The sequence below is a fragment of the Fusicatenibacter saccharivorans genome (assembly GCF_015557635.1).
Lineage (GTDB): Bacteria > Bacillota > Clostridia > Lachnospirales > Lachnospiraceae > Fusicatenibacter > Fusicatenibacter saccharivorans.
Map to the genome: position 1 here is coordinate 84,507 of NZ_JADNOP010000008.1, position 23,110 is coordinate 107,616.

25 protein-coding genes and 1 tRNA gene are annotated in these 23,110 nt (G+C 48.3%); 22 read left to right on the forward strand and 4 right to left on the reverse strand.

What is annotated here, in order from left to right; translation table 11 throughout:
* Positions 1–9: 9 nt before the first annotated feature.
* The 4 genes from I2G42_RS08420 (at position 10) to I2G42_RS08435 (ending at position 3,999) form a co-directional block, all read left to right on the forward strand.
* Positions 10–1,305: an ABC transporter ATP-binding protein gene (locus tag I2G42_RS08420; protein WP_055227934.1), complete on the forward strand. Its 1,296-nt coding sequence runs from the start codon at positions 10–12 to the stop codon at positions 1,303–1,305.
* Entirely contained in the window at positions 1,295–2,083 is a 789-nt protein-coding gene (locus I2G42_RS08425) for a glycosyltransferase family 32 protein (RefSeq protein WP_070103219.1), read from the forward strand. Before I2G42_RS08420 ends, I2G42_RS08425 begins: the two co-directional genes overlap by 11 nt.
* Positions 2,070–3,080 (forward strand): glycosyltransferase family 2 protein, encoded by a 1,011-nt coding sequence (locus I2G42_RS08430; RefSeq protein ID WP_195530950.1) that lies wholly within the window; start codon positions 2,070–2,072, stop codon positions 3,078–3,080. Before I2G42_RS08425 ends, I2G42_RS08430 begins: the two co-directional genes overlap by 14 nt.
* Before the next feature lie 76 nt (positions 3,081–3,156).
* Entirely contained in the window at positions 3,157–3,999 is an 843-nt protein-coding gene (locus I2G42_RS08435) for a metallophosphoesterase (RefSeq protein ID WP_242856707.1), read from the forward strand.
* Positions 4,000–4,063: 64 nt separating this feature from the next.
* Here I2G42_RS08435 and I2G42_RS08440 read toward each other — a convergent pair whose 3' ends face one another.
* Positions 4,064–4,255 (reverse strand): hypothetical protein, encoded by a 192-nt coding sequence (locus tag I2G42_RS08440; protein WP_022461561.1) that lies wholly within the window; start codon positions 4,253–4,255, stop codon positions 4,064–4,066.
* The gene (locus I2G42_RS08445) at positions 4,255–5,385 is read right to left on the reverse strand and encodes a glycoside hydrolase family 27 protein (protein ID WP_055220488.1); all 1,131 of its coding nucleotides are present in this window, start codon (positions 5,383–5,385) and stop codon (positions 4,255–4,257) included. The genes I2G42_RS08440 and I2G42_RS08445 overlap by 1 nt, the downstream gene beginning before the upstream one ends.
* 130 nt (positions 5,386–5,515) lie before the next feature.
* On the opposite strand from I2G42_RS08445, the gene I2G42_RS08450 reads away from it, so the two are divergent.
* Positions 5,516–6,319, forward strand: a complete 804-nt coding sequence (locus tag I2G42_RS08450) for an AraC family transcriptional regulator (RefSeq protein ID WP_055227937.1) — start codon at positions 5,516–5,518, stop codon at positions 6,317–6,319.
* Positions 6,320–6,329: 10 nt separating this feature from the next.
* On the opposite strand, the gene sigG is transcribed toward I2G42_RS08450, so the two are convergent.
* Positions 6,330–7,115, reverse strand: a complete 786-nt coding sequence (sigG, locus tag I2G42_RS08455) for an RNA polymerase sporulation sigma factor SigG (RefSeq protein ID WP_055227938.1) — start codon at positions 7,113–7,115, stop codon at positions 6,330–6,332.
* A gap of 220 nt (positions 7,116–7,335) precedes the next feature.
* On the opposite strand from sigG, the gene I2G42_RS08460 reads away from it, so the two are divergent.
* The 4 genes from I2G42_RS08460 to I2G42_RS08475 all read left to right on the forward strand — a co-directional run bounded on the left by I2G42_RS08460 (position 7,336) and on the right by I2G42_RS08475 (position 10,097).
* Positions 7,336–7,851, forward strand: a complete 516-nt coding sequence (locus I2G42_RS08460; RefSeq protein WP_055220692.1) for a transcription repressor NadR — start codon at positions 7,336–7,338, stop codon at positions 7,849–7,851.
* Between the two features lie 153 nt (positions 7,852–8,004).
* Positions 8,005–8,078, forward strand: a tRNA-Arg gene (locus I2G42_RS08465).
* Positions 8,079–8,278: 200 nt separating this feature from the next.
* Positions 8,279–9,781, forward strand: a complete 1,503-nt coding sequence (locus I2G42_RS08470) for an alpha-N-arabinofuranosidase (protein WP_055227939.1) — start codon at positions 8,279–8,281, stop codon at positions 9,779–9,781.
* A gap of 61 nt (positions 9,782–9,842) precedes the next feature.
* Positions 9,843–10,097 carry a DUF6171 family protein gene (locus I2G42_RS08475; RefSeq protein WP_055220495.1) on the forward strand — a complete coding sequence of 85 codons (255 nt, stop codon included), beginning with the start codon at positions 9,843–9,845 and terminating at the stop codon, positions 10,095–10,097.
* An 83-nt stretch (positions 10,098–10,180) separates the two neighbouring features.
* On the opposite strand, the gene I2G42_RS08480 is transcribed toward I2G42_RS08475, so the two are convergent.
* Positions 10,181–11,533: an MATE family efflux transporter gene (locus I2G42_RS08480; RefSeq protein ID WP_195530952.1), complete on the reverse strand. Its 1,353-nt coding sequence runs from the start codon at positions 11,531–11,533 to the stop codon at positions 10,181–10,183.
* A 184-nt stretch (positions 11,534–11,717) separates the two neighbouring features.
* Here I2G42_RS08480 and I2G42_RS08485 point away from each other — a divergent pair, with 184 nt between their 5' ends.
* From I2G42_RS08485 to I2G42_RS08545, 13 genes are all read left to right on the forward strand, one after another.
* Positions 11,718–12,557 (forward strand): MerR family transcriptional regulator, encoded by an 840-nt coding sequence (locus I2G42_RS08485; protein ID WP_195530953.1) that lies wholly within the window; start codon positions 11,718–11,720, stop codon positions 12,555–12,557.
* Positions 12,558–12,705: 148 nt separating this feature from the next.
* Positions 12,706–13,728, forward strand: coding sequence for a dTDP-glucose 4,6-dehydratase (rfbB, locus tag I2G42_RS08490; RefSeq protein WP_195530954.1), 1,023 nt, complete (start codon positions 12,706–12,708; stop codon positions 13,726–13,728).
* Positions 13,729–13,787: 59 nt separating this feature from the next.
* Complete coding sequence (locus I2G42_RS08495; protein WP_055220499.1) at positions 13,788–14,969, forward strand: MerR family transcriptional regulator; 1,182 nt, start codon at positions 13,788–13,790, stop codon at positions 14,967–14,969.
* Between the two features lie 242 nt (positions 14,970–15,211).
* Positions 15,212–15,940 (forward strand): CpsB/CapC family capsule biosynthesis tyrosine phosphatase, encoded by a 729-nt coding sequence (locus I2G42_RS08500; protein ID WP_195530955.1) that lies wholly within the window; start codon positions 15,212–15,214, stop codon positions 15,938–15,940.
* Between the two features lie 19 nt (positions 15,941–15,959).
* Positions 15,960–16,703: a YveK family protein gene (locus I2G42_RS08505; protein WP_195530956.1), complete on the forward strand. Its 744-nt coding sequence runs from the start codon at positions 15,960–15,962 to the stop codon at positions 16,701–16,703.
* A gap of 15 nt (positions 16,704–16,718) precedes the next feature.
* Positions 16,719–17,423 carry a polysaccharide biosynthesis tyrosine autokinase gene (locus I2G42_RS08510; RefSeq protein WP_118719266.1) on the forward strand — a complete coding sequence of 235 codons (705 nt, stop codon included), beginning with the start codon at positions 16,719–16,721 and terminating at the stop codon, positions 17,421–17,423.
* A 5-nt stretch (positions 17,424–17,428) separates the two neighbouring features.
* A complete protein-coding gene (locus tag I2G42_RS08515; protein ID WP_195530957.1) occupies positions 17,429–18,184 on the forward strand; it encodes an immunoglobulin-like domain-containing protein in 756 nt (251 codons plus the stop codon).
* A 138-nt stretch (positions 18,185–18,322) separates the two neighbouring features.
* Positions 18,323–19,159 (forward strand): selenium cofactor biosynthesis protein YqeC, encoded by an 837-nt coding sequence (yqeC, locus tag I2G42_RS08520; protein WP_195530958.1) that lies wholly within the window; start codon positions 18,323–18,325, stop codon positions 19,157–19,159.
* Between the two features lie 52 nt (positions 19,160–19,211).
* Entirely contained in the window at positions 19,212–19,691 is a 480-nt protein-coding gene (gene moaC, locus I2G42_RS08525) for a cyclic pyranopterin monophosphate synthase MoaC (protein ID WP_118719399.1), read from the forward strand.
* Between the two features lie 42 nt (positions 19,692–19,733).
* A complete protein-coding gene (locus I2G42_RS08530) occupies positions 19,734–20,258 on the forward strand; it encodes a MogA/MoaB family molybdenum cofactor biosynthesis protein (protein WP_195530959.1) in 525 nt (174 codons plus the stop codon).
* Positions 20,259–20,279: 21 nt separating this feature from the next.
* Positions 20,280–21,323: a selenide, water dikinase SelD gene (gene selD / locus I2G42_RS08535; RefSeq protein ID WP_195530960.1), complete on the forward strand. Its 1,044-nt coding sequence runs from the start codon at positions 20,280–20,282 to the stop codon at positions 21,321–21,323.
* Positions 21,324–21,349: 26 nt separating this feature from the next.
* Complete coding sequence (gene yedF / locus I2G42_RS08540) at positions 21,350–21,964, forward strand: sulfurtransferase-like selenium metabolism protein YedF (protein ID WP_082424948.1); 615 nt, start codon at positions 21,350–21,352, stop codon at positions 21,962–21,964.
* Entirely contained in the window at positions 21,961–23,109 is a 1,149-nt protein-coding gene (locus I2G42_RS08545; protein WP_055227947.1) for an aminotransferase class V-fold PLP-dependent enzyme, read from the forward strand. The genes yedF and I2G42_RS08545 overlap by 4 nt, the downstream gene beginning before the upstream one ends.
* Position 23,110: the final 1 nt, after the last annotated feature.

Here is a 23,110-nt window from a genome sequence, read left to right on the forward strand (position 1 = left end):
GAGAACAGGATGGCAGAAAAACAGATTATGGTCAAAATAGATCATGTATCAAAAGAATATAGACTGGGTGCAATCGGGGGAACAACATTACGGGAAGATCTGGAACGATTCCATGCAAAAATAAGAAAAAAAGAAGATCCGACACTGAAAATAGGCCAGAAAACACAAGAGTATGGAAAACGTTTTATGGCGCTGAAGGATATTTCATTTGAGGTAGAAAAAGGAGAAGCAGTAGGGATTATCGGACACAATGGAGCAGGAAAATCGACATTGCTGAAACTGCTGTCAAGAGTAACGGCACCAACAAAAGGAAGCATTGGAATGAATGGCCGTGTGGCATCTATGCTTGAAGTAGGAACGGGATTTCATCCGGAATTAACGGGACGTGAAAACATTTATATGAATGGGGCAATATTGGGGATGAGCCGTGCAGAAATCGGAGAAAAACTGGATCAGATTATTGCATTTTCCGAATGTGGAGAGTTTATCGATACGCCTGTAAAACGATATTCCAGTGGGATGTATGTTAAACTTGCATTTTCTGTGGCAGCTCATCTGGATAGTGAAATTATGATTATGGATGAGGTTCTGGCTGTCGGAGATATGAAATTCCAGCAGAAGTGTCTTGGACGGATGGGAAAGGCGGCAAATTCAGAAGAAAAAACGATTCTTTATGTGAGTCATAATATGAATACCATTCGTCAGCTTTGCACCCGCTGCCTTGTACTGGATCACGGCGAACTGATATTTGACGGCGGGGTAGAAAGAGCAATTGATTTGTATATGGATACAGCTGTTAAAAACGGAAGTGTAGATATTGATCTGAAAAATAAGAGAATGGCACATCTGCCGCCAGTTATTAAGGCGAAAATGACACATGTGCATCTTGTGGACAAACAGGTACCGGTATATGAATTTGAGGAAAAGCTGAAATTTGATTTGTCGGTTGAGGCCAAAACAAATATTTCAAATCTATCCGTGAGGGCAGAAATAAGATCAGCAGATGGAGGATCTGTTGCAGCGGGAATTTTGCAGGAATTTACATCCTTTTTTGCAGGAAGAAGCAAAATATTGGAAATGGAATTGCTGCTGCGTGGACTTGTACCGGGAAAATATTTCGTATTGCTGGTGATTTATAATGTAAACGAAATGGGAACTTACGATGACTTGGATGCAGTGTTTCCGGCATTTACATTTGAAATTCAGGATAGTAAACATGCTTTAAAGATTAACTGGAACGTAAATGCCTGGGGAAAAATTCGATTAGACGATTTGAAATGCGTGGGTGAGAGAGATGATTCCTAAAAAAATACATTATTGCTGGTTTGGGGGAAAGCCAATTCCAGATTCGGTCAGGCGATGCATGCAAAGCTGGCAAAAGTTCTGTCCAGACTATCTTATTGTAGAATGGAATGAAAAAAATTTTAATATAAAAGAATGCCCGCAGTATGTAATTGACGCATATCATAGGAAAAAGTGGGCATTTGTTACAGATTATGTAAGACTCCGGGTTGTGTATGAATATGGAGGGATATATTTTGATACAGATGTAGAATTAGTGAAAAAGATTGATTTTCTGCTAAAATACAGTGCTTTTTTTGGATTTGAAAATAAAAAATATATTTCTACGGGGCTTGGATTTGGCGCTGAACGGGGATGCGGTTTGTTGTATGAAATGATGGAGATGTATCAAACGATCCCGTTTATTTTAGAGGACGGATCAGAAAATAAGAAGACATGCCCGGTTATTAATACAGAAATCTTTTTGAAACACGGACTGGAACAAAAGGATAAGCAGCAGATTTTAGAGGGAAATATTATGATTTTACCATCCATTTGTATGTGCCCCATTGATTTTGAAACAGGATATAGAAGAAAATCAAAAAAAACAATTTCGGTTCATTGGTTTCATGCAAGCTGGATGGAAAGAGCAGAAAAAGAGTATCATAAAAAACATCGTCAGGCATTGTTAGAGGAAAAGAAAAATGATTGGAAATATCTTCCGAATCGTATGATTAAAAAGCTTTTGGGAGAAAAAATCTACTTGAAAATAAAAGGATGGATCAGATATGATAACGGTTAGTATTATAATTCCGGTTTATCAAGGGAAAAGCTATTTAAAACGGTGTATCGACAGTGTGCTGGCACAGAGTTGTCAGGAATATGAAATTATTTTAGTGGATGATGGTTCAACAGACGGTTCGGCCGAGATATGTGATGAATATGCTGAAAAACAGAAGACAATAACGGTGATTCATAAAGAAAACGGAGGGCTTTCTTCTGCTAGAAATGCGGGCTTAGAAATTGCATCAGGGGAATACGTAATGTTTATTGATGCGGATGATGTGGTGCATAGTAAAATGCTTGAAACAGAGCTGAAAGTTTTGAAAGAGGAAAACGCGGATATCTTTATCTGCGGATTAAAACGTTTTGCTGAGATAGAAGAAGTAGATACATGCGCTGAGTTGCAAATCAAGAATTGTGTGGAAATCCAGTCTGGATTGGAAATTGAAAGCAAACTTTTTTGTGGTCAAAACGTGGAAAAATATATATCCTGTTGTGGAAAATTATTTAAGAAAACAGTATTTAATGGAATCCGTTTTCCGCAAGGGAGGTTATTTGAAGATGAATATATTACGTATCAATTGTATTATAGAAGTGAGAGAATAGCAGTAACAGATATGGTATTTTATTTCTATTTTACAAATCCGTGTGGAATAACAAAAAATTTGACGCTCAATAAACGATTTGACGAATATGATGCACAGGAAGAAAGAATAAAATTTTTTAAGAAAAAAAGGTGTAAAGAACTTTATCAGGCGGCATTGTTAAAACTGCTGAATTCAGCGCAGTGGGATTTGATAAAGTGCCAAAAATGGAAAGAAGATTTTGATAAAGAACGAGGAGAAAAATTTCAACAGCAGTATAGAAAAGCACTGGAGCAGGCAGAAAAAGAGGGGATTGTACGTTTTAAAAATAATTATGATTTTTATGTATTAGCATATCCTGAAAAAGTCAACTTTTTTAGAGTGAGAAGACAATGGCAGAATCTGCTGAGAATGATTCGATCTAAAATATAAGATGGTTAGAAATAGAATGAGAAAACGATGTAAAAACGGGTACAAGCTGCGTAGGGTAGTGGGCATATTGGTTGTTATGCTTCTGTGCATAACAGGAAAAAGTGTTATAAAATCGAAATATAATCTAAACAGCATAACATATATACTGCAATCGAAGAAAATTTCGGAAGAAATTTGTCTGATACAAATAACAGATCTCCATAACAGCATCTTTGGTTCGGATAATAAACATCTGATTTCTAAAGCAGCAATGAAGTCACCAGATTTGATTATGATCACCGGTGATCTTCTAAATGCAAATGAGCCAGATAATCATATTGCGGTAACGCTGCTGGCAGAATTATCTGCAATCGCCCCAACATACATCTCCCTCGGCAACCATGAACTGGAATACGAGCAGAACTACGGTACAGACATTACCGCTCTCTACGAATCTGCCGGCGCCACCGTCCTGAACTATGAATATAAAGACATCACCATCAACAGCCAGCCCCTCCGTATCGGCGGCATTTACGGTTACTGTCTCCCGGACAAATATCTGGAAACTGGCGAAGCGGATCCAGGAGAGTGTAAGTTCTTGTGGGAGTTTGAGAACACCGACCGTTACAAAATCCTGCTCAGCCATCTTCCGATTGCCTGGCTGAAAAATGACGGGCTGGAGGAGTGGGACATTGACTGCGTATTTTCCGGCCATCTTCACGGCGGCCAGGTCATTCTGCCTGGCATTGGCGGTGTTTATGCGCCGGACATGGGATGGTTTCCGGGACAGCTGAAGGGGATTTTTGATTCGGAGGATGGAAAACGGCATCTGGTGCTGTCGTCCGGTCTTGGAAATACGGAATTGGTTCCGCGGTTCAATAACATTCCCGAGATTGCCTGCGTGGAGCTGATGCCGGATGGAAACCTTCATAAAACATAAAAATAACACAGAGCCGGATTCCAGATGCATGGAAATCTGACTCTGTGCGTTACATGCAGCGGCCTTATACAAACAGGGTACATCCCTGTCGCTTGAACTGTTCGATCTTTTCGTCAATGAGCTCCGGCGTTACACCGAGATGCTCGGCAAGACACTGCTTGCAGAAAAACTGTTCTGCGCCGCGGTTGATAAATTTACGGTGGGCGCCGATCTCGTTATGTGTGAGTTCTTTGCCGCACTGCATACAGCGTGCCATCAGAGTTTTACGACCTTTGCACGGTATACTTTTGATGCAAACGGCTCGAGCTCTGTGACAAGGGATGCATTGTTTGCACACAGGTTCTCGCAGGTCCAGACCTCAGTAAGTTCCAGAGTATGGCCGGTGGAGAACGGAAGGCCGATTTCATCGAGATTCATGGCTGCACGTGATTTTTCATCACTGAGATTGAACATACCGATGGCGAGATCTCCGTCTGCGAGTGCCTTCACATAGATCAGAACCTTGTCATTCCATGCATGGTTTTTCACTTTATACGGCTGACGGCAGAGCGGATCCTGGTTGATGCGGATCATTTCGTCATTCATGAGAATGCGGCGGGTTTCGTCGCTCATCTCGCGGATGTCGCAGCCGATCATCAGCGGGGAGCCAAGGAATGCCCACAGTGCATAGTGTGTCTGATACTGGACATCGCTGCAGCCGGCCAGTCCAACATTTCCTTTTCCATGCATGCCGACGATCAGCATGTCCATATCGTTGAAGCAGCCGACGCCGTTGTACGGATGCAGTTTTTCCTGCTGTGCCACGAGATCTTTGACAGAATCCCAGGTATCAAAGATGTCGCCGGTGGAACGCCACATGGAAGCGCCGGTTTCTTTGATCCACTCATGCGTTTCATCGGCACCCCAGGAGCAGGCAGAGAAGAGAATGTCGCGGCCGCAGTTCTCGAGTGCCAGTCCCATGCGGCGGTACAGATATTTTCCGTGCAGGATCGGGCTGTGGTAGCAGTAGTCGTATTTTAAGAAATCAACATCCCAGGATGCGAAAGTTTCCGCATCGACAAATTCGTGCTCATAGCTGCCAGGGTAGCCGGCACACGTCATGTTTCCGGCGCAGGAATACATACCGAATTTCAGCCCTTTGGAATGAACGTAATCGGCAACGGCTTTCATACCATGCGGAAATTTTTCCGGATCTGGCACAAGACGGCCGTTTTCATCGCGTTCACGTAAAGACCAGCAGTCGTCGATGACAAGATATTCGTATCCTTTATCGCGCAGGCCGCTCTCGGCCATGACATCAGCAGTTTCAAAAATCATTTTTTCATTGATATTTTCTCCGAAGGTGTTCCAGGAATTCCAGCCCATCGGCGGTGTAAGTTTGATCATAGTATTGACCTCCCGTAAGTTTTGATGTACTTTGAGTATAGATGGATTTCCAGAGCAAAACCATGGAATTTTAAGACAAAAGCATGGATTTTTGCTTCATAAAGAATAAAATACGGGAAAAGGAAAGAATATGCTTGTATCAGAAATGAACGGGATCCGGCCTGTCGATGCCGGGCGGCAGGACTGCCATGATCTGCATTCCTGGGGGCCGGGTGTACGGCAGTGCTATATTATACATTATATTATAAGCGGAAAGGGAACGTTTACCTGCGGGAAAAAGACGTACACACTTACCGCCGGACAGAGCTTTTTAATCTGTCCAGAGCAGGTGGTGCAGTACGCGCCGGATGAGAACGAGCCGTGGGAATATGTGTGGGTTGATTTTGTCGGGGAACAATGCCGGCAGATTCTGGCACGGTCGGTACTGAACCCACAGCAGCCGGCGGCGCCGCCTCTCCGTCAGGAAAGGCTTCTGCCGTATTTTGAGCGTCTCTGCCAGATGGAACTCTATCGCCGGAACAGCCAGGAGGCCGTCGGTGTGCTGCTTGCGCTTCTGGGCGTGTACCAGGATCTGGCGGAGCCGCAGCGGGAGGAGAGAAAGAAGGAAGATCCGCGGATCATGGAAGTGATGACTCTGATTGCCGCAGGGTATCACAGGAGTGAGTTCTGCGCGGAGACAATTGCGCGGAAAATGGCGGTCAGCCGCACAACGCTGAACCGTCTGTTTCAGAAGAAAATCGGCCGGTCACCAGGACAGTATCTGCTGGAATATCGGCTGCAGCAGTCAGAAAAGCTGCTACAGATGGGGATGACGGTCAAACAGACGGCGCTGTCGTGCGGATTTGAAGATCCCTTTTACTATTCCCGTGTGTTCCGGAAACACTATGGAATGCCGCCGTCGGATTACCGGCTGCAGTTTGCAGAAATTCAGTGAACGGCGGGCGTTACCGCTCGTCGGAGAGATAATTCCGCATAGAGCGCAGGGCGGACTTTTCCAGCCGGCTGACCTGCGCCTGCGAGATGCCGATTTCCCGGGCAACCTCCATCTGGGTCTGCCCCTCATAGAAACGCATGCGGATGATCTGGCGTTCGCGCTCATTGAGACGGGCGACCGCGTCCTGCAGGGCGAGGTTCTGCACCCAGTTTTCTTCTTTATTTTTCTTGTCACTTAACTGATCCATGATATACAGGGTATCGCCGCCTTCCGTGTAGACGGGTTCATACAGACTCATCGGGCTTTGGATTGCGTCGAGGGCATAGACGATATCCTCTTTTCCAATGCCGATTTCAGCGGCGATTTCTTCGATCGAAGGCTCTTTCTGGTTCTGCTTGAGATAAAGTTCGCGGGCGCAGATGGCGCGGTAGGCAGTATCCCTGAGGGAACGGCTGACGCGGATCGCATTGTTGTCACGCAGATACCGCCGGATTTCACCGATGATCATCGGCACGGCATAGGTGGAGAAACGGACGTTTAAGGTCGTGTCGAAGTTATCAATCGCCTTAATCAGGCCGATACAGCCGATCTGAAAGAGATCGTCGGCGTTTTCACTGCTGTTGGAGAAGCGCTTGATCACGCTTAAGACAAGGCGCAGATTGCCCTGAATGTAGCGTTCGCGGGCAGCAGCATCTCCTTCGCGGGCCTTTTTCAGCAGAGTCTCCTTTTCTTCGGCATTCAGTACGGGAAGGCGTGATGTATTGACTCCGCACAGTTCAACTTTATTGATCGCCATGGTATGCATCCTCCTGAAACATGGAACGTATGGTTACCGTTCGTTACTGTTATACGTTCATGATTGGCAGTTGGCGGGACGAATATACGAGAGCCCGGAAAATTTCATAAAGTTTTAGTCCTTGACAAAGCTTTTGGAAAATGATTTCCTGCTATTGTAGAAACGGCGGAAAGTGTGATAAGATAAGGGAAGTGTACGAAATGCGAGGTCTTGTTTTATGATGAGTGGAAAGGAACGAAGAGAAGAGATTCTTCAAAGAATAACAAACAGTAAGACGCCGGTCTCCGGTGCAGCGCTGGCGAAGAGCTGTGAAGTCAGCCGTCAGGTGATTGTCCAGGACATTGCCCTGATCCGCGCTGCCGGATACGATGTGATTGCGACAAACCGCGGCTACATCTGCAGCAGCCCGGTGAGAGAGACGCGGGTCTTTGAGGTGAATCACACGGATGAGCAGATGCAGGACGAGCTGAATACAATTGTGGATTTCGGCGGCGTTGTGCTGGATGTGATTGTGCGTCACGAGGTTTACGGAGAACTGCGGGCGGAACTGAATATCAGTTCACGAAATAAGGTGGCACTGTTTATGGAAGAAATCCGGCAGGGAAAATCACGGCCGCTGAAGAATATCACATCAGGGGAACATTTTCATACCGTATCGGCAGACTCTGCGCAGACCCTGGATCTGATTGAAGAAGAACTGCGAAAGAAAGACTACCTGGTGCGGACTGTGAAATAGGGGAAAAAGCCCTTATTTTCACAAAAAACTGTTATTCGAAAAAATTTTAAAATTTTTTCAAAAAGGTGTTGACTTTTCTCTTAGGATAGTGTAATATACATGATGTCAGCGGGAACGAGTGATAAACAAAGAGTTCTAAAGCGACAAAGAAATGTGCGTTTAGCTCAGCTGGATAGAGCGTTTGGCTACGGACCAAAAGGTCGGGGGTTCGAATCCTCTAACGCACGGACGGTAACCGTCCTGGTGAAAACCAGGGCGGTTTTTTCGTATGCAGAATGAAAAATAAAACAAGCGGCCTTTTGGTCAGCAGCCAGACGGCCGCGCTTTTTGAAAAAATCATGGGGAAACAACTTGTACGCTCATTGACACAAGTGAGATACATCTCCTATAATAAAGCCAAATTTAAGATCTCGAAAGGGGACAAGTTATGGCTAAGTTAGTAATTGATGCGAACAGAAAGCTTTCAAAAATCAATAAGGAAATCCAGGGACAGTTTTCGGAGCATCTGGGAAGATGTATTTATGAAGGACTCTATGTAGGAGAAAATTCCGATATTCCGAACGTGAACGGAATGCGTACCGATGTTGTTGAAGCACTGAAAAATATCAAAGTTCCGGTACTGCGCTGGCCGGGCGGATGTTTTGCAGATGAATATCACTGGAAAGACGGTATCGGACCGAAAGAAAGCCGCAAAAAAATGATCAACACCAACTGGGGCGGTGTTGTCGAGGACAACAGCTTCGGTACCCACGAGTTTTTTGAACTCTGCCGTCAGATCGGATGTGAAACCTATATCAACGGAAATATGGGAAGCGGTACTGTACAGGAGATGTCGGAGTGGGTTGAATATATGACATTTGACGGGGTATCTCCGATGGCAGACCTTCGTGCGGAAAATGGCCACGAAAAGCCGTGGACCGTCGATTTCTTCGGCATCGGCAATGAGAACTGGGGCTGCGGCGGAAATATGAATCCGGAATTCTACGGAAATATGTACCGCAGATATCAGACCTTTGTGCGTGATTACGATGGAAACAAAAAGATCCGGAAGATTGCCTGCGGCGCCAATTCGGATGATTATGAGTGGACGCAGGAAGTGATGAAAGCATGCTTTCGCAGAATCTCCCCACAGCAGCATGGCATGATGGATGGCCTGTCGCTTCATTACTATACGGTGCCGGAAACCTGGGATCACAAGGGAAGTGCAACGGAGTTTGCGGAAAAAGACTGGTATAAGACCATGAAAAAGACGATGTATATGGAAGAGCTGATCCGTCGCCACAGCGCCATTATGGATCAGTATGACCCGGACAAAAAGGTCGGCATGATCGTGGATGAGTGGGGTACCTGGTATGATGTAGAGCCTGGAACAAATCCGGGATTTCTGTATCAGCAGAATACCATGCGTGACGCACTGGTCGCAGGAATCAACCTGAATCTTTTCAACAAACACAGCGACCGCGTCAAGATGGCAAATATCGCACAGATGGTCAATGTTCTGCAGTCGATGATCCTGACCGAGGGGGAAAAGATGGTCAAAACTCCGACGTATCATGTTTTCGATCTGTATCAGGTACATCAGGAAAATGATCTTCTGGCAAGCTCTCTGGAAACGGAGCAGGTTGGTCTGGAAGATGAATACATGGTTCCAAATCTGACGGAATCTGTTTCGGTAGATGCCAACGGTGTACTTCATATTACGATGACGAATGTGGATCTGGAGAAAGCATATCCGGTAGAGGCGGTACTTCTCGGAAAAGAAGCCGGCGAGATCAAAGCCGAGATCGTAACCGGCCATATGCAGGATAAAAACACCTTTGAAGAGCCGGAGACGGTTGGCGTTCAGGGCTTTGACGGTGTGCAGGCAACAAAAGAGGGAATTTCCTTTACCATTCCGGCGTGCAGTGTGCTTCATATCGCCGTAAAATAGGAAAACCATAAAAACCAGAAGATATCTGGGATGAAAAAAGATTCGGTTCCGGAGGAGTTTGATGGACGGAAATACCAGGATCTGTAAAAAATGCCTGCTTCGTGAGATGGACGAGGCAGGCTTTTTTCAGAATATGTATGATTATATTGCGAGAATTCCGGCGGACGATAAAACGCCGGAGGAGGAATACGAGCGGCGGCTTTCCATCTGTAAGGAGTGTGAAAAGCTGCTGTCCGGCATGTGCCGCATGTGCGGCTGCTACGTGGAGATGCGGGCAGCGATTGCACTGCGGGACTGCCCGGGGAAAAAATGGTAGCAAAAGAGAAACCCCGCACAGCGGATCCTGTGAAAACAACGGATCCCTGTGCGGGGTTTTGAGAATCAGCGAAGTCGGTAAGATCAGTTGGGACTTGTTTGCGTCTCCGTTGCGACTTTCGGATCCTTGAAATAGCGGGACAGCTTCGGCACGGAGATGAACAGCGTCAGAAATTCGGCGACCGGAATCGACAGCCACACACCGTTGGTGCCAAGCACGAGCGGCAGAAGCAGCGCGGAGAGAACGATAAAGACGAAGGTTCGCAAAAAGGAAATCAAAGCAGAGGTCTTTCCGTCTGACAGTGCCGTAAAAATGCCGGAGGCGACGATATTCGTACCGCAGAACAGATAGGCGATGGAGAACAGATAACCACCGTGGCGGGTCAGTTCAAAGCCATAGGTGCCTTTCTGCATGAAAACGGCGGAAATGACCGGAGAACCAAAGGCAGCCGCAAGTGCAATGATCACAGAGCTTACCACAACGAAACGGATACTGATGCGGTAAAGCCGGATCAGCCGCTGTTTGTTCCGGCTGCCGTAGTTGAAGCTGAACACAGGTGCAACGCCGATACTGTAGCCGAGGTAAAGCGCAACAAAGAGAAACTGTCCGTACAGAATCGCCGTGATGGCGGCAACACCGATTTCGCCCTCAAATTTCAGCATCAGCATGTTGAAAAGGTAAGTGACAACGGCTGCAGAAAGATTGCTGACCATCTCGGAGGAACCGTTGAAGCAGCTTGTGGGGAGCAGGCCTTTGGAAAATTCCGGACGGGTGAAGCGAAGGCCTTTGCGGGCAAAGGTAAAGTATAAAATGCCGGCAACGGCCGGAATGCACTGGCCAAGACCGGTGGCAAGGGCAGCTCCGGCAACACCAAGATGGAACGGAACGACAAACAGATAGTCCAGAAGCATGTTGGTAATGCCGGCGGACACCGTAAGGGAAAGTCCGAGTCCCGGGCGCCCTGCTGTTACAAAGAAGGACTGGAACAGCGCCTGGAGAAGACAGACCGGGGCAAAGGAAAGGATCGTCCGCAGATAGGCGGTACCGTAATCCATCAGCACCGGCGTTGCACCGAGCAGACTGCAGATCTGACGGCAAAACAGGTTGCCGAGCACTGCGCCCAGAATACCGATGATCAGTGTGGTAAGGGTAAGGGCCGAAAAGTTACGGTTGGCTTCCTCCTGTTTTCCCTGTCCGATCTTTGCAGCGACGAAGGCGCTGCCTCCGGTACCGAACATGATGCCGACGGCAAGAAGAATGCTGACGGCAGGATAGACGATATTGGCGGCGGAAAGCGCCATGCTGTCCACGTACTGTGCGATGAAAAAGCCATCCACAATACTGTAGAGAGACATAAAGATCATCATGATGATCGATGGAAACGCAAACTTCAGCAGGGAGCGGAAGTTGAAATCCTTGGCGAGTGACTGGCTCATAATCAAAAACCTCCTTTTTATGTGTGAAAAGCCTTTTTCAGACACGCTTTAGATGGGAAAGATTTCTTGTGAAAATTTGAATCATTTGCTATTATAAAGGATAGGGTAACCCTATAGTCAAGTGCAAAAAAGGTGAAAAACAGGAAAAATTCCGAGAGCACATATTCAGGAAAAGGAGTCAGAAATGGGAAAACAGGAGTATTTAAGCGCGGGGCGATTTGCAGCGCTGGTAGGCACGACAAAGGAAACGCTCTTCCATTATGATGAGATTGGGCTGTTCGTACCAAAAAGAAGAGGGACAAACGGCTACCGGTATTATGCGATGGATCAGATTGAAACGTTTGATGTGATCGGAATGCTGCGGGAGCTGGGCATGCCGCTGGCAGAGATTCGAAATTATCTGGAACAGCGAAGTCCTGAAAAATTTGGAGTACTGCTGGAACAGGAGGAGAAGGTGGTGCGTGAAAAAATCCAGCGGCTCCGCGAGATGCAGCGCTGGATAGGGGAAAAGAAGCGGTTTCTGGCACAGGCATCGGCGGAATGCCGTGAGGCGTTTGAAAAAGATCCCTTCTGTCCTGTGGGGATTCATACCCTGCCGTTGCAGTATCTTGTCACGAATCACAGCGAGTCAGCGGATAATCTGGCAGTCAATCAGAAAATCGGAGAGCTCTATGCTTACTGCGGGCAATACGGAAATCGAAGTTCGTATAATGTTGGGTTTGTTCAGAAACGGGAAACACTGGAAACGGGGAATTTTCTGGATTACCGTGATTTTTATCTGATTTTTGATCGTGTGCCGGCGAAAGTGCGATACACGGTTCGGCCGGAGGGAGAGTATCTTTGCTATTATTATAAAGGACCATGGCAGGGAATTGAAGCGGCGTACCGGAAGCTGTTCCGGTATGCCACGGAACAGAGACTTTTGCTGGACGACCGCTTTTATGAGGAATATATGGTGGACGCGCTGACCAGTCAGGAAATGGAACAGTATATTACGAGAATCGCCGTAAAAATTCTAAGATAGACAGGGAGGAGGAGAAAAAACAAGATTTTTACAAACTTTTTTCATTCTCCTCTTGACCATGACGCAACGTCACCCATTATAGTGAAGGTACAACAAGTTGAATTGACATAAAACTGAGAAGATAAACACACCAAAAAGGAGAAAAAGCATGAAAGTATTAGTAACAGGCGGAGCCGGATTTATCGGCGGAAACTTCGTACATCACATGGTAAACAAATACCCGGATTATCAGATCGTAAACCTGGACCTGCTGACCTATGCGGGAAACCTGGAGACTCTGAAACCGGTTGAGGACAAACCAAACTACAAATTTGTAAAAGGTGATATCGCAGACGAAGCTTTCATCATGGATCTGTTTGAAAAAGAGAAATTTGACGTTGTTGTCAACTTCGCAGCAGAGAGCCATGTAGACCGTTCCATTGAGGATCCTGGCATCTTTGTTCAGACCAATGTAATGGGAACCCGTGTACTGCTGGATGCTTCCAGAAAATTCGGCGTAAAGAGATATCATCAGGTATCTACCGATGAGGTTTACGGAGACCTTCCGCTGGATCGCCCGGACCTGTTCTTTACAGAGAATACCCCGATCCATACCTCCAGTCCGTACTCTGCATCCAAAGCAAGCGCAGACCTGTTTGTACTGGCTTACCACAGAACCTTCGGTACCCCGGTTACCGTTTCCAGATGCTCCAACAACTACGGCCCGTATCACTTCCCGGAGAAGCTGATTCCGCTTATGATCAGCCGCGCACTGGCAGACGAAGAGCTTCCGGTATACGGAAACGGTGAGAATGTCAGAGACTGGCTGCACGTATCCGATCATTGCGAAGCAATCGACCTGATTATCCACAAAGGTAAAGTAGGCGAGGTTTACAACATTGGCGGACACAACGAGAGAACAAACCTTCAGGTAGTACAGACCATCCTGAAAGCTCTGGACAAACCGGAATCTCTGATCAAATACGTAAAAGACCGCCCGGGCCATGACAGAAGATATGCAATCGACCCGACCAAGATCGAGACTGAGCTTGGATGGAAACCAAAATACAACTTCGATACCGGAATTGCACAGACAATTCAGTGGTATCTGGATAACGAAGACTGGTGGAAACACATCATCAGCGGTGAGTATCAGAACTACTTCGTTGAGATGTACAAAGACCGTCTGTAAGAGAGAAAAGTGAAATGCAAAGGCCGCAAAAAAGCGGCTTTTGCGAAGGAGTGGTGGATATGGATCAATATTATACCACTGGTGAATTTGCCCGGATGGCCCATGTGACCATTCGGACAATTCGCTATTACGACAAAAAAGGGCTGCTGAAGCCGAGCTTTATTAATGAATCCGGTTATCGGATGTATTCGGATGAGGATTTTCTGAAGCTGCAGAAAATTTTATCGCTGAAATATCTCGGATTTTCCCTGAATGAGATCGGAAATATGACGATTCACGATACGAGTGCGGATATTCTGAAATCATTGAAAATGCAGATCGGACTTGTGCACAAGAAGATGGAAAATCTGGAGCAGATGGAAAAGGCGTTGCAGAATACGACACAGATTCTGGAGGAGACGAACCAGATCGACTGGACCGGCATTCTGAACCTGATTCATCTGACCGATATGGAAAAGATGCTGGTGGAGCAGTACAAAAACGGGGAAAACCTGAATATCCGTATTTCGCTGCACGAGCAGTATTCCCAAAATAAAAAGGGATGGTTCCCGTGGCTTCTGGAACAGATGGATTTTGACGGTGCGCGCCGGATTCTGGAGATCGGCTGCGGAAACGGGCAGCTCTGGAAAAAAGCGGAGCCATCCGTGCTGAAAGGAAAGTATATCTGTCTGTCTGACCTGTCGGACGGCATGATCCGGGATGCGGCGGAAAATCTGGGAGAAGAAAAGGCATTCTGTTTTGATTTCCGGACACTGGACTGCCAGAAGCTTCCGTTTCCGGATGCGGAATACGACCGGATTATTGCAAATCATGTTTTGTTCTATGTCCAGAATCTGTCCCGCGGTCTGCAGGAAATCAGCCGTGTGCTTTCAGATGACGGCGTGTTCTACTGCAGTACGTATGGAAAAGGCCATATGAAAGAGATTACCGATCTGGTACAGGAGTTTGATCCGCAGATCAATCTTTCGGAGGTGGCGCTGTATACTATTTTTGGTCTGGATCACGGAGAAAAGCAGTTAAAGCCTTATTTTGGCAGCGTAGAGAAAAGAATCTACGAGGACAGTCTCTGGGTCGACCGGCCGGAGCCGCTTCTGGACTATATCCTTTCCTGTCATGGAAATCAGAATGAGTATCTGTATCCGAGACAGCGGGAATTCAAAGAATTTCTGGAAAAGAAAATTCAGAAACACGGCGGAATTGCGATCACAAAAGAAGCGGGTGTGTTCATCTGCAGAAAATGAAATGGGTAAAACGAAAAAACGTGGAGGCCGACATGGAAGATGTGGGTCTCTTTTTTGGTAAAAACAAAGGCAGAGCATGTTTTTTTGTTGCCAGAGATCACAAAATGATGTATACTATAATAGAATGTCTGAATGTGTGTGACTGGGAGAAAGAACTACGGTTCACACGGCAAGGAAATGTCTGCTGTTTCCTGTGCCGGGCAACTTAGAGTATGTAAAGAAACACAAAAGAGGGATAAGGTATGAAGGATTTATTTGATGTACACTGCCATATGGTTCCGGGGGTAGACGACGGTGCATCGGATCTGGAAGAGTCTCTGGCCATGCTGAAAATGGAGTATCGGGACGGAGTCCGAAACATCATCGTGACACCGCATTATCGGCGTCGGATGTTTGAAACACCGGCAAAAAAGGTACATGAGCAGTTTCAGAAGCTGCAGGAGGCGGCAAAAAAGGAGTATCCGGATCTGTCGCTTTATCTTGGATGTGAGCTTCATTCCAACATGGATCTTCAGGAAATTCTGGAAAAACGAAAATACGTGACCATGGCCGGTTCGTCTTATGTTTTGCTGGAGTTTTCCGAGGGAGATTCCGCACAGCATATCCGTGAGAGGGTATACAATGTACTGTCCTGCGGCTATGAACCGATTATCGCGCATGTGGAGCGCTATCAGGCGACGGTAAAGGATGTTGGATTTTCGGGCGATCTGGTGGACATGGGCGCAAAACTGCAGGTCAATGTGGAAAGTATTCTCGGAAAGTACACCTGGGGTGCAAAACGGTACTGCAGAAAACTGATGAAGGAGGATCTGCTCAGCTTTGTCGGCAGTGATTCCCACAATACAAAAACACGAATCCCGAACATAGGAGCAGGTGTTGCCTGTGTTTCAAAGAAAATGGGAGAGGCATACGCCAACCGGATTTTCCATGATAATCCATTGGAAATCTTAAGGGATGCCGGAGAAATCTAAAAAAAGTCAGGAGAAGAAGATGGAAACGAATCAACAGAATCAGGATGAAATTGAAATCGATTTACTGGAACTGCTTCGTGTGCTCTGGAGCAAAATCGGCTATGTGATTTTAGCTGCACTGGCACTTGGCCTTCTGATGGTACTGGTCAGCAAGGTATTGATGAAGCCGCAGTATGAATCGACAACGAAAATGTATGTACTGTCCAAACAGGACAGCAGCAATACCGTAACAAGCGGAGACCTGCAGGCAAGCTCCCTTCTGACCAAGGACTATGCGGAGCTGATCCAGAGCCGTCAGGTGGTAGAAACTGTCATTGCACAGCTGAATCTGGATCTTACGTATGAGCAGTTTCTGAAGAAACTTACCGTTACCACGCAGAACGATACGCGTATTCTTTCAATCACGGTAAAGGATGAGGATCCGTATATGGCAAGCCAGATAGCGGATGCGATCCGTGTGGCAGCAGCAGATCATATCCAGAACGTTATGAACACCGAAGCCGTAAATGTGGTAGATGAGGCAAATATCCCGGATGAGCCGGTAAGTCCGAGCATCAAGAAAAACGGACTGATCGGTGCGGTAGCAGGAGCCTTTATCGCAATCATTGTTATCATTGTTGTTTATCTGACCAACGACACGATCCAGACGTCTGAGGATGTAGAGCGTTATCTGGGTGTCAGCACACTCGGTATCATTCCGATTAGAGAAGGACAGAAAAAGAGCAAGAAGAAAAATAAAAACGGCCGTGGAAGAAAAAAATAAGGGAGGATACGGAACGTGAATCAGGTAGTAGTAAAACAGGAAAAATCGGGTTATCAGATTGTGGAAGCCTACAAATCTCTCCGTACCAACCTTCAGTTCTGCGGAGAAGATAAGAAAGTCATTGCAATTACGAGCTGCACTCCGAACGAAGGAAAGAGCAGCGTATCGATGCAGCTTGGTATTTCACTGGCCGAGATCGGAAAACGAGTGATTCTGATTGATGCCGACCTTCGTAAATCCGTTCTTCTCGGAAGAACAAAAACAGAGAAATCGGTTCGCGGACTGGCACATTTCCTTTCCGGACAGGCAAGCCTGGAGGATGTGATCTGTGCTACCAATATCAAGAATTTTTACATGATCTATTCCGGCCCGTTCCCGCCGAACCCGGCAGAGCTTCTGGGAGGAAAGAATTTCCGCAGTCTTTTAAATGCACTCCGTAAGGTATATGATTATGTAATCGTAGATACCCCGCCGCTCGGCAGCGTAATCGACAGCGCCATTGTTGCAGAAATCTGTGACGGTTCCATCATGGTGATCGAGTCCGGTGTGATCAGCTATCGTTTTGCCCAGGAAGTAAAGAGCCAGCTGGAAAAGAGTAACTGTCCGCTGCTTGGCGTTGTCCTGAACAAGGTGGATATGCAGAAACAGGCTTATGGTAAATACGGCAAGTATGGCCAGTATAAGTATTATGGCGAGTACGGCCAGGAAGAGGAAGAGTAACAGCCATGAAAAGAGGAATTCTTGCAGGTCTGATTGTCCTGTGGCTGGCGCTTTTTGCCGGTACAGCTGCAGTGATGGTAACGAGTGACCGAAAAGGACCGGAAATCGCGGTTCCGTCCGGTGCGGATGTGACGTATGAGGAGGGAAGCGATACGGCTTTGCTGCTGGAAGGCGTTACGGCAACCGATGACAGGGACGGAGATGTGACCGATTCCGTGGTCATTGAAAATATTTTTCCGAATGATGACCGTACCGGTGCATCGGTAATCTATGCGGCAAAGGACAGCCACAACAATGTGACGAAGGTGACGCGCCGTGTGAATTATAAAGCGGCAGGGGATGCAGCTGCGCCGGAGGAAAACACGGAAGCAGAGGGCAGTGATGCCGCACCGGCGGAAAACGCAGAAGCAGAGGGCAGCGATGCTGCTCCGGCGGCGGAAGAAGCACAGCAGAATGATACCGAGGGTGTGAAAAATGAGACAAATGCCAAAATGGAAATCGAAGCATTGCCATCCGAAAGCCCGAGAATGTATCTGAATACGTACGAGACGACGGTGAAAGCCGGAAGTGAGCTGGACAAAATCAGCTATATCAAAGAAATTACGGACGATGCAGACAGTCAAGAGACGCTTTTTACAGACATTCAGGTGGACGGTGAGGTTGATACCGCGACACCGGGAGATTATACCCTGACCTACCATGTGACGGACAGCAACGGAAATCAATCAAATATGGCGGTTCTTACCGTACATGTTCAGTAAAAGCAGAACTGCTCCGATGGGAAAAATCCTGTCGGGGCAGTTTTTTTCGCTTTGCCAGGGGAAAATTTGACAGCAAAAAATGAGTATGGTAGAGTGAGAAAGTAAAAAGAAAAGAAAGTAAAGAAGGGGGCCAAAAGGATGCTTCGAATCTGGAAAGCGACAGAAAGGCAGAGGCTGGTGCCTGTGGAAATGGAGACGGCGTTTCCATTTTTGCTGGAACCAGACCATGTGGTTTCGCTGCTTGGAGGCGGTGGGAAAACGACGCTGCTGTATGAGATGGCAGGCTTTGGTGTCCGAAACGGACAGAAGGTGCTGGTTACAACCTCGACGCATCTTTACCGCCCACCGGAAGAATGGCGGGATCGCACCCTAAAAGAGGTGGAAAGAAAATTTCAGGCAGGCTGTGCGGCGATTATCGGAAGTGACTGTCGGGATCCAAAAAAGATAGCGATGCCGGAGGAGCAGCTGTTTGAGACTGCACGGAAAAAAGCAGATCTGACCCTGATCGAGGCGGACGGGACAAAACATCTGCCGTGCAAGGTGCCGGCAGAGCATGAGCCGGCGCTGCTTTCCTGTTCCGATCTTGTGGTCGGCGTGACGGGACTTTCGGCGCTTGGACAGCCGCTTGAAAAGAGCTGTTTTCGGGCCAAGCTTGCGGCCGAACGGCTTGGATGTCCTATGGATCACCGCATCACGGAAGAGGATCTGGCACAGTTGATCGCAGCAGAATGGGGACAGCAAAAAGATCTGGACGGCAGAGCTTTTTATGCGGTTCTTCATCAGTATGAGGAAAAGGAGCATAAAAAGGCGGTTCGGAAAATTGCGGAGCTGCTGCAGAGGCGTGGAATCCGACAAATTTTCGTCACCTGTGTGCCAAAGAACCAGATGACGGGAGAAGGCAGCATGGCGTGTTCCTGGCATGGAAGGGCAGACACGCTCCAGAGAGAAAAATCCGGAGCGAAAGAGCCGGAGTGAAAGATCCAGAGAGAAAGATCCGGAGCGTACAGGAAAAAAACGGAGGAGAAAAATGGCAGAATTTACTCATTTTAAGAAGGACGGCAGCGCCGTCATGGTGGATGTCCATGAAAAGCCGGATACGTACCGCATTGCGCGCGCATCCGGAAAAATCAGGGTGAATCCGGAGGTATTTGCGGCAGTACGGGATCACACAGCGAAAAAAGGAGATGTCCTTGGTGTGGCGCGGCTCGCAGGTATTATGGGGGCGAAGAAGAATGCGGAGCTGATTCCGCTGTGCCACATTGTGCCGCTGACAAACTGTGAGGTAACCTTTACCCTGTGTGAAACAGACCGTACGATCACGGCTGTCTGCACGACATCGTGTGTCGGAAAGACCGGCGTGGAGATGGAGGCGCTGACCGGTGTTTCGACGGCACTGCTGACCATTTACGATATGTGTAAAGCGATGGACCGCGGCATGGAAATCAGTGAAATCCATCTGCTGGAAAAGGATGGCGGGAAAAGCGGACATTATGTGTGTGAGGAGTAGAAGAGCGGATCAGAGCTGTAAGAGAAAGGATGAAAAAACAGGATGGAAACAGCAGAAGAGAAGAAAAACGCGGCGGCTTTCCGGGTAGGAATTGTAACCTTAAGCGACAAAGGCTATCGGGGAGAGCGTGAGGATAAAAGCGGGCCAAGAATCAGGGAACTGCTGCCTAAAGAGCAGTATGAGGTTGTTTCGATGCGTATTTTGCCGGATGAGCAGGAAGGGATCGAAGAGGAGCTGATCCGTCTTTCCGATCTGGAGCGGTGTGATCTCGTTCTGACGACGGGCGGCACGGGATTTTCCCTGCGGGATGTGACCCCGGAAGCAACGCTGGCGGTTTCAAACCGTGTGGCACCCGGTATTGCGGAGGCGATCCGCGCGGGAAGCATGGCGATTACAAAACGGGCGATGCTGAGCCGGGCAGTGAGTGCAATCCGTCATCGGACGCTGATTATCAATCTGCCGGGAAGCCCGAAGGCGGTGGAAGAGAGTCTTGGATTTGTACTTGATATCCTGCCGCATGCGCTGGGACTTCTGCGCGGAACGGACGGAGAGTGCGGAAGAAGCTGAAAAAAGAGGGAACAGGTAACGATGGAAGAAGAAAAAATTATTTTCTGTAAGAGCGGCGGCTGTACGGCAAAGCTCGGGGCAGGCGTGCTCGAACATATTCTGGAGAAACTGCCGAAAGGGGAAAAGGATCCGAATCTGCTGGTGGGCTATGACAGCAAAGACGATGCATCCGTCTACCGGCTGACGGACGACCTTGCGATGGTCCAGACGCTGGATTTCTTTCCGCCGGTGGTGGAGGATCCGTACACGTTTGGAAAAATTGCGGCGGCGAATGCCTTGAGCGACATCTATGCGATGGGCGGAGAGGTGCGGACAGCCCTGAATATCGTCTGCTTTCCGGAACAGATGGATCTGAATGTCCTCGGAGAAATCATGCGCGGCGGCGCGGAAAAGGTGCAGGAAGCGGGCGGATCGCTCTCCGGCGGTCATTCGATTGCGGATGACAGTGTAAAATACGGCCTTTCTGTCACGGGAACCGTGCATCCGGACCGGATCTGGCAGAACAATACGGGCCGCGTGGGTGATCTGCTCATTCTGACGAAACCGCTCGGAACCGGCATTCTCTGTGCGGCGCACCGCGTCGGGGAGGAAAACCCGGGGGGATTTCAAAAGGCAGTGGAATCGATGATGACGCTGAATAAGTACGCCTCGGAGACGGCACGGAAGTATAACATTCATGCCTGTACCGATGTAACGGGCTTTAGTTTCCTAGGACATCTGCATGAAATGATGGAGTCGGGCGTGTCCTGCCATATCTGGGCGGATCAGATTCCGGTGTTCCCGGGGGCTGTGGAAGCGGCGGAGGAGTTTCTGATCACTGCGGCAGGCCAGCGGAACCGGAATCATCTGGAGCAGCATGTGATCTTTAAGGATATACCGTTCGGCATGCAGGAGGTGCTGTTTGACCCGCAGACATCGGGAGGGCTTCTGATGGCCGTGGATGCCGTGGATGCAGAAAAAATGCAGAGAAAACTGCTGGAGCAGGGGATTCCGGCAGCAATCGTTGGAAAAATCACAGAGCCGGCAGGAACCGAAATTTATGTGACACAGAGCAGGAAATGGTAAGGCAGGGAGGATGAAAAATGGCAGAGATGGAGAAAAAGACAGTAAACGCAATGGGTGATGTGTGCCCGGTACCGCTGGTAAAGGCAAAAAATGCGATTGCAGAACTTGCGGGAAGCGGAAAAGTGGAGGTTCTGGTGGATAATGAAATCGCCGTGCAGAACCTGGAAAAAATGGCGCAGCAGAAAGGATATGGCTTTCTGGTAAAAGAGAAGAAAGAAAAAGAGTATCATGTGGAGTTCACCGTATCGGAAACAGAGCCGGCTGAAACAGAAGAGAAAACCGTATGCCTCGTACCGGCGGCAAAGAAAACAAAACTCGTCGTTCTTTCTGCAGACCATATGGGCGAAGGAGCCGAGGAGCTGGGTAAAATTCTGATGAAGAGCTTCCTTTATGCACTGACCCAGCAGGATGAGCTGCCGGATACGATTCTGTGCTACAACGGCGGTGCAAAGCTGACCTGCGAGGGTTCCGAGTCCCTGGAGGATCTGAAAGATCTGGCAGCGCGCGGCGTTGAAATTCTGACCTGTGGAACATGCCTGAACTTCTACGGCATCACTGAAAAGCTGCAGGTCGGCAGTGTGACCAACATGTATGACATCGTGGAGCGCATGAGCAGCGCAGACCGCGTGATTAAGCCATGATTTACCTCGATTCGGCGGCAACGTCGCTGTGGCATCCAAAAGAAGCAGAGGAGCGTATGATCCAGGCACTGCGCGGCTGTGGAAATGCAGGCCGCGGTGCACACGATGCGACACTGGATGCGGGCCGCATCGTCTTTGAGACGAGAATGCGGCTGGCAGAGTTGTTTCACGCGGAGAGTCCAGAGCGGATTGCATTTACGTGCAACGATACGGAGGCACTGAACACGGCAATTTTCGGACTCTTCGGGCCGGGGGATCATGTGATCACGACAGTCTGCGAGCATAATTCCGTTCTGCGCCCGCTGTATGCACTGGAAAAACAGGGACTGGAGCTTTCCGTGATCCCGGCGGATGTATCTGGAAGGATCGATTACGATCAGATGGAAGCGGCAGTGCGGAAAAACACGAAAGCGTTTGTCGTTACGCATGCCTCCAACCTGACCGGAAATATCACGGATCTTGCGCGGGTGTGCGAAATTGCGGAACACCATTCCCTGCTTCTGATCGTCGATGCGGCGCAGACAGCGGGGATTCTGCCGATCAATGTACAGAAAAGCGGGATCGACGTGCTCTGCTTTTCCGGCCACAAGGGACTATTAGGGCCGCAGGGAACCGGCGGAATCTACGTCCGTCCCGAACTTTCGATCCGGCCGCTCAAAATGGGCGGAAGCGGAATCCGAAGCTATGAAAAAGAACAGCCTGCGGCGATGCCGGAGCACCTGGAAGCTGGAACTTTAAATGTCCACGGAATTGCGGGACTTCTGGGAGCGCTGGAATATCTGGAGAAGACGGGGATTGAAATGATTTACAAAAGAGAGAGGGAGCTGATGCACCTCTTTCTGGAGGAAATTCAGGGAATCCCGGGACTTACTTTATATGGAACAGACGATCTGCAGCAGCGGGTACCAACGGCGGCATTAAACATCGGCTCCTGTGATTCGGGATATGTCAGCGACTGGCTGTATGAGAACTATGGTATTGCAGTCCGAAGCGGGGTACACTGCGCGCCGCTGATGCACGAAGCACTCGGGACACGGGAGCAGGGAGCCGTGAGGTTCAGCTTTTCCCATGTACTGACGGAAGAAGAAGTCCGGATTGCCGCGCAGGCTCTGCGGGAGTTTGCCGAAGAAGAAATGCAGCAGTGAG

Excerpts from the sequence above, each read along its gene's own strand:
- I2G42_RS08530 (WP_195530959.1), top strand. The coding sequence starts at position 19,734 with ATGGAAACAGCAGAAGAGAAGAAAAACGCGGCGGCTTTCCGGGTAGGA.
- I2G42_RS08425 (WP_070103219.1), top strand. The coding sequence starts at position 1,295 with ATGATTCCTAAAAAAATACATTATTGCTGGTTTGGGGGAAAGCCAATT.
- I2G42_RS08505 (WP_195530956.1), top strand. The coding sequence starts at position 15,960 with ATGGAAACGAATCAACAGAATCAGGATGAAATTGAAATCGATTTACTG.
- I2G42_RS08495 (WP_055220499.1), top strand. The coding sequence starts at position 13,788 with ATGGATCAATATTATACCACTGGTGAATTTGCCCGGATGGCCCATGTG.
- I2G42_RS08500 (WP_195530955.1), top strand. The coding sequence starts at position 15,212 with ATGAAGGATTTATTTGATGTACACTGCCATATGGTTCCGGGGGTAGAC.
- I2G42_RS08475 (WP_055220495.1), top strand. The coding sequence starts at position 9,843 with ATGGACGGAAATACCAGGATCTGTAAAAAATGCCTGCTTCGTGAGATG.
- I2G42_RS08545 (WP_055227947.1), top strand. The coding sequence starts at position 21,961 with ATGATTTACCTCGATTCGGCGGCAACGTCGCTGTGGCATCCAAAAGAA.
- sigG (WP_055227938.1), bottom strand. The coding sequence starts at position 7,115 with ATGGCGATCAATAAAGTTGAACTGTGCGGAGTCAATACATCACGCCTT.
- I2G42_RS08470 (WP_055227939.1), top strand. The coding sequence starts at position 8,279 with ATGGCTAAGTTAGTAATTGATGCGAACAGAAAGCTTTCAAAAATCAAT.
- I2G42_RS08445 (WP_055220488.1), bottom strand. The coding sequence starts at position 5,385 with ATGATCAAACTTACACCGCCGATGGGCTGGAATTCCTGGAACACCTTC.
- I2G42_RS08480 (WP_195530952.1), bottom strand. The coding sequence starts at position 11,533 with ATGAGCCAGTCACTCGCCAAGGATTTCAACTTCCGCTCCCTGCTGAAG.
- yedF (WP_082424948.1), top strand. The coding sequence starts at position 21,350 with ATGGAGAAAAAGACAGTAAACGCAATGGGTGATGTGTGCCCGGTACCG.
- I2G42_RS08430 (WP_195530950.1), top strand. The coding sequence starts at position 2,070 with ATGATAACGGTTAGTATTATAATTCCGGTTTATCAAGGGAAAAGCTAT.
- I2G42_RS08440 (WP_022461561.1), bottom strand. The coding sequence starts at position 4,255 with ATGGCACGCTGTATGCAGTGCGGCAAAGAACTCACACATAACGAGATC.
- I2G42_RS08420 (WP_055227934.1), top strand. The coding sequence starts at position 10 with ATGGCAGAAAAACAGATTATGGTCAAAATAGATCATGTATCAAAAGAA.
- rfbB (WP_195530954.1), top strand. The coding sequence starts at position 12,706 with ATGAAAGTATTAGTAACAGGCGGAGCCGGATTTATCGGCGGAAACTTC.
- I2G42_RS08485 (WP_195530953.1), top strand. The coding sequence starts at position 11,718 with ATGGGAAAACAGGAGTATTTAAGCGCGGGGCGATTTGCAGCGCTGGTA.
- selD (WP_195530960.1), top strand. The coding sequence starts at position 20,280 with ATGGAAGAAGAAAAAATTATTTTCTGTAAGAGCGGCGGCTGTACGGCA.
- I2G42_RS08435 (WP_242856707.1), top strand. The coding sequence starts at position 3,157 with ATGCTTCTGTGCATAACAGGAAAAAGTGTTATAAAATCGAAATATAAT.
- I2G42_RS08450 (WP_055227937.1), top strand. The coding sequence starts at position 5,516 with ATGCTTGTATCAGAAATGAACGGGATCCGGCCTGTCGATGCCGGGCGG.
- moaC (WP_118719399.1), top strand. The coding sequence starts at position 19,212 with ATGGCAGAATTTACTCATTTTAAGAAGGACGGCAGCGCCGTCATGGTG.
- I2G42_RS08460 (WP_055220692.1), top strand. The coding sequence starts at position 7,336 with ATGAGTGGAAAGGAACGAAGAGAAGAGATTCTTCAAAGAATAACAAAC.
- yqeC (WP_195530958.1), top strand. The coding sequence starts at position 18,323 with ATGCTTCGAATCTGGAAAGCGACAGAAAGGCAGAGGCTGGTGCCTGTG.
- I2G42_RS08515 (WP_195530957.1), top strand. The coding sequence starts at position 17,429 with ATGAAAAGAGGAATTCTTGCAGGTCTGATTGTCCTGTGGCTGGCGCTT.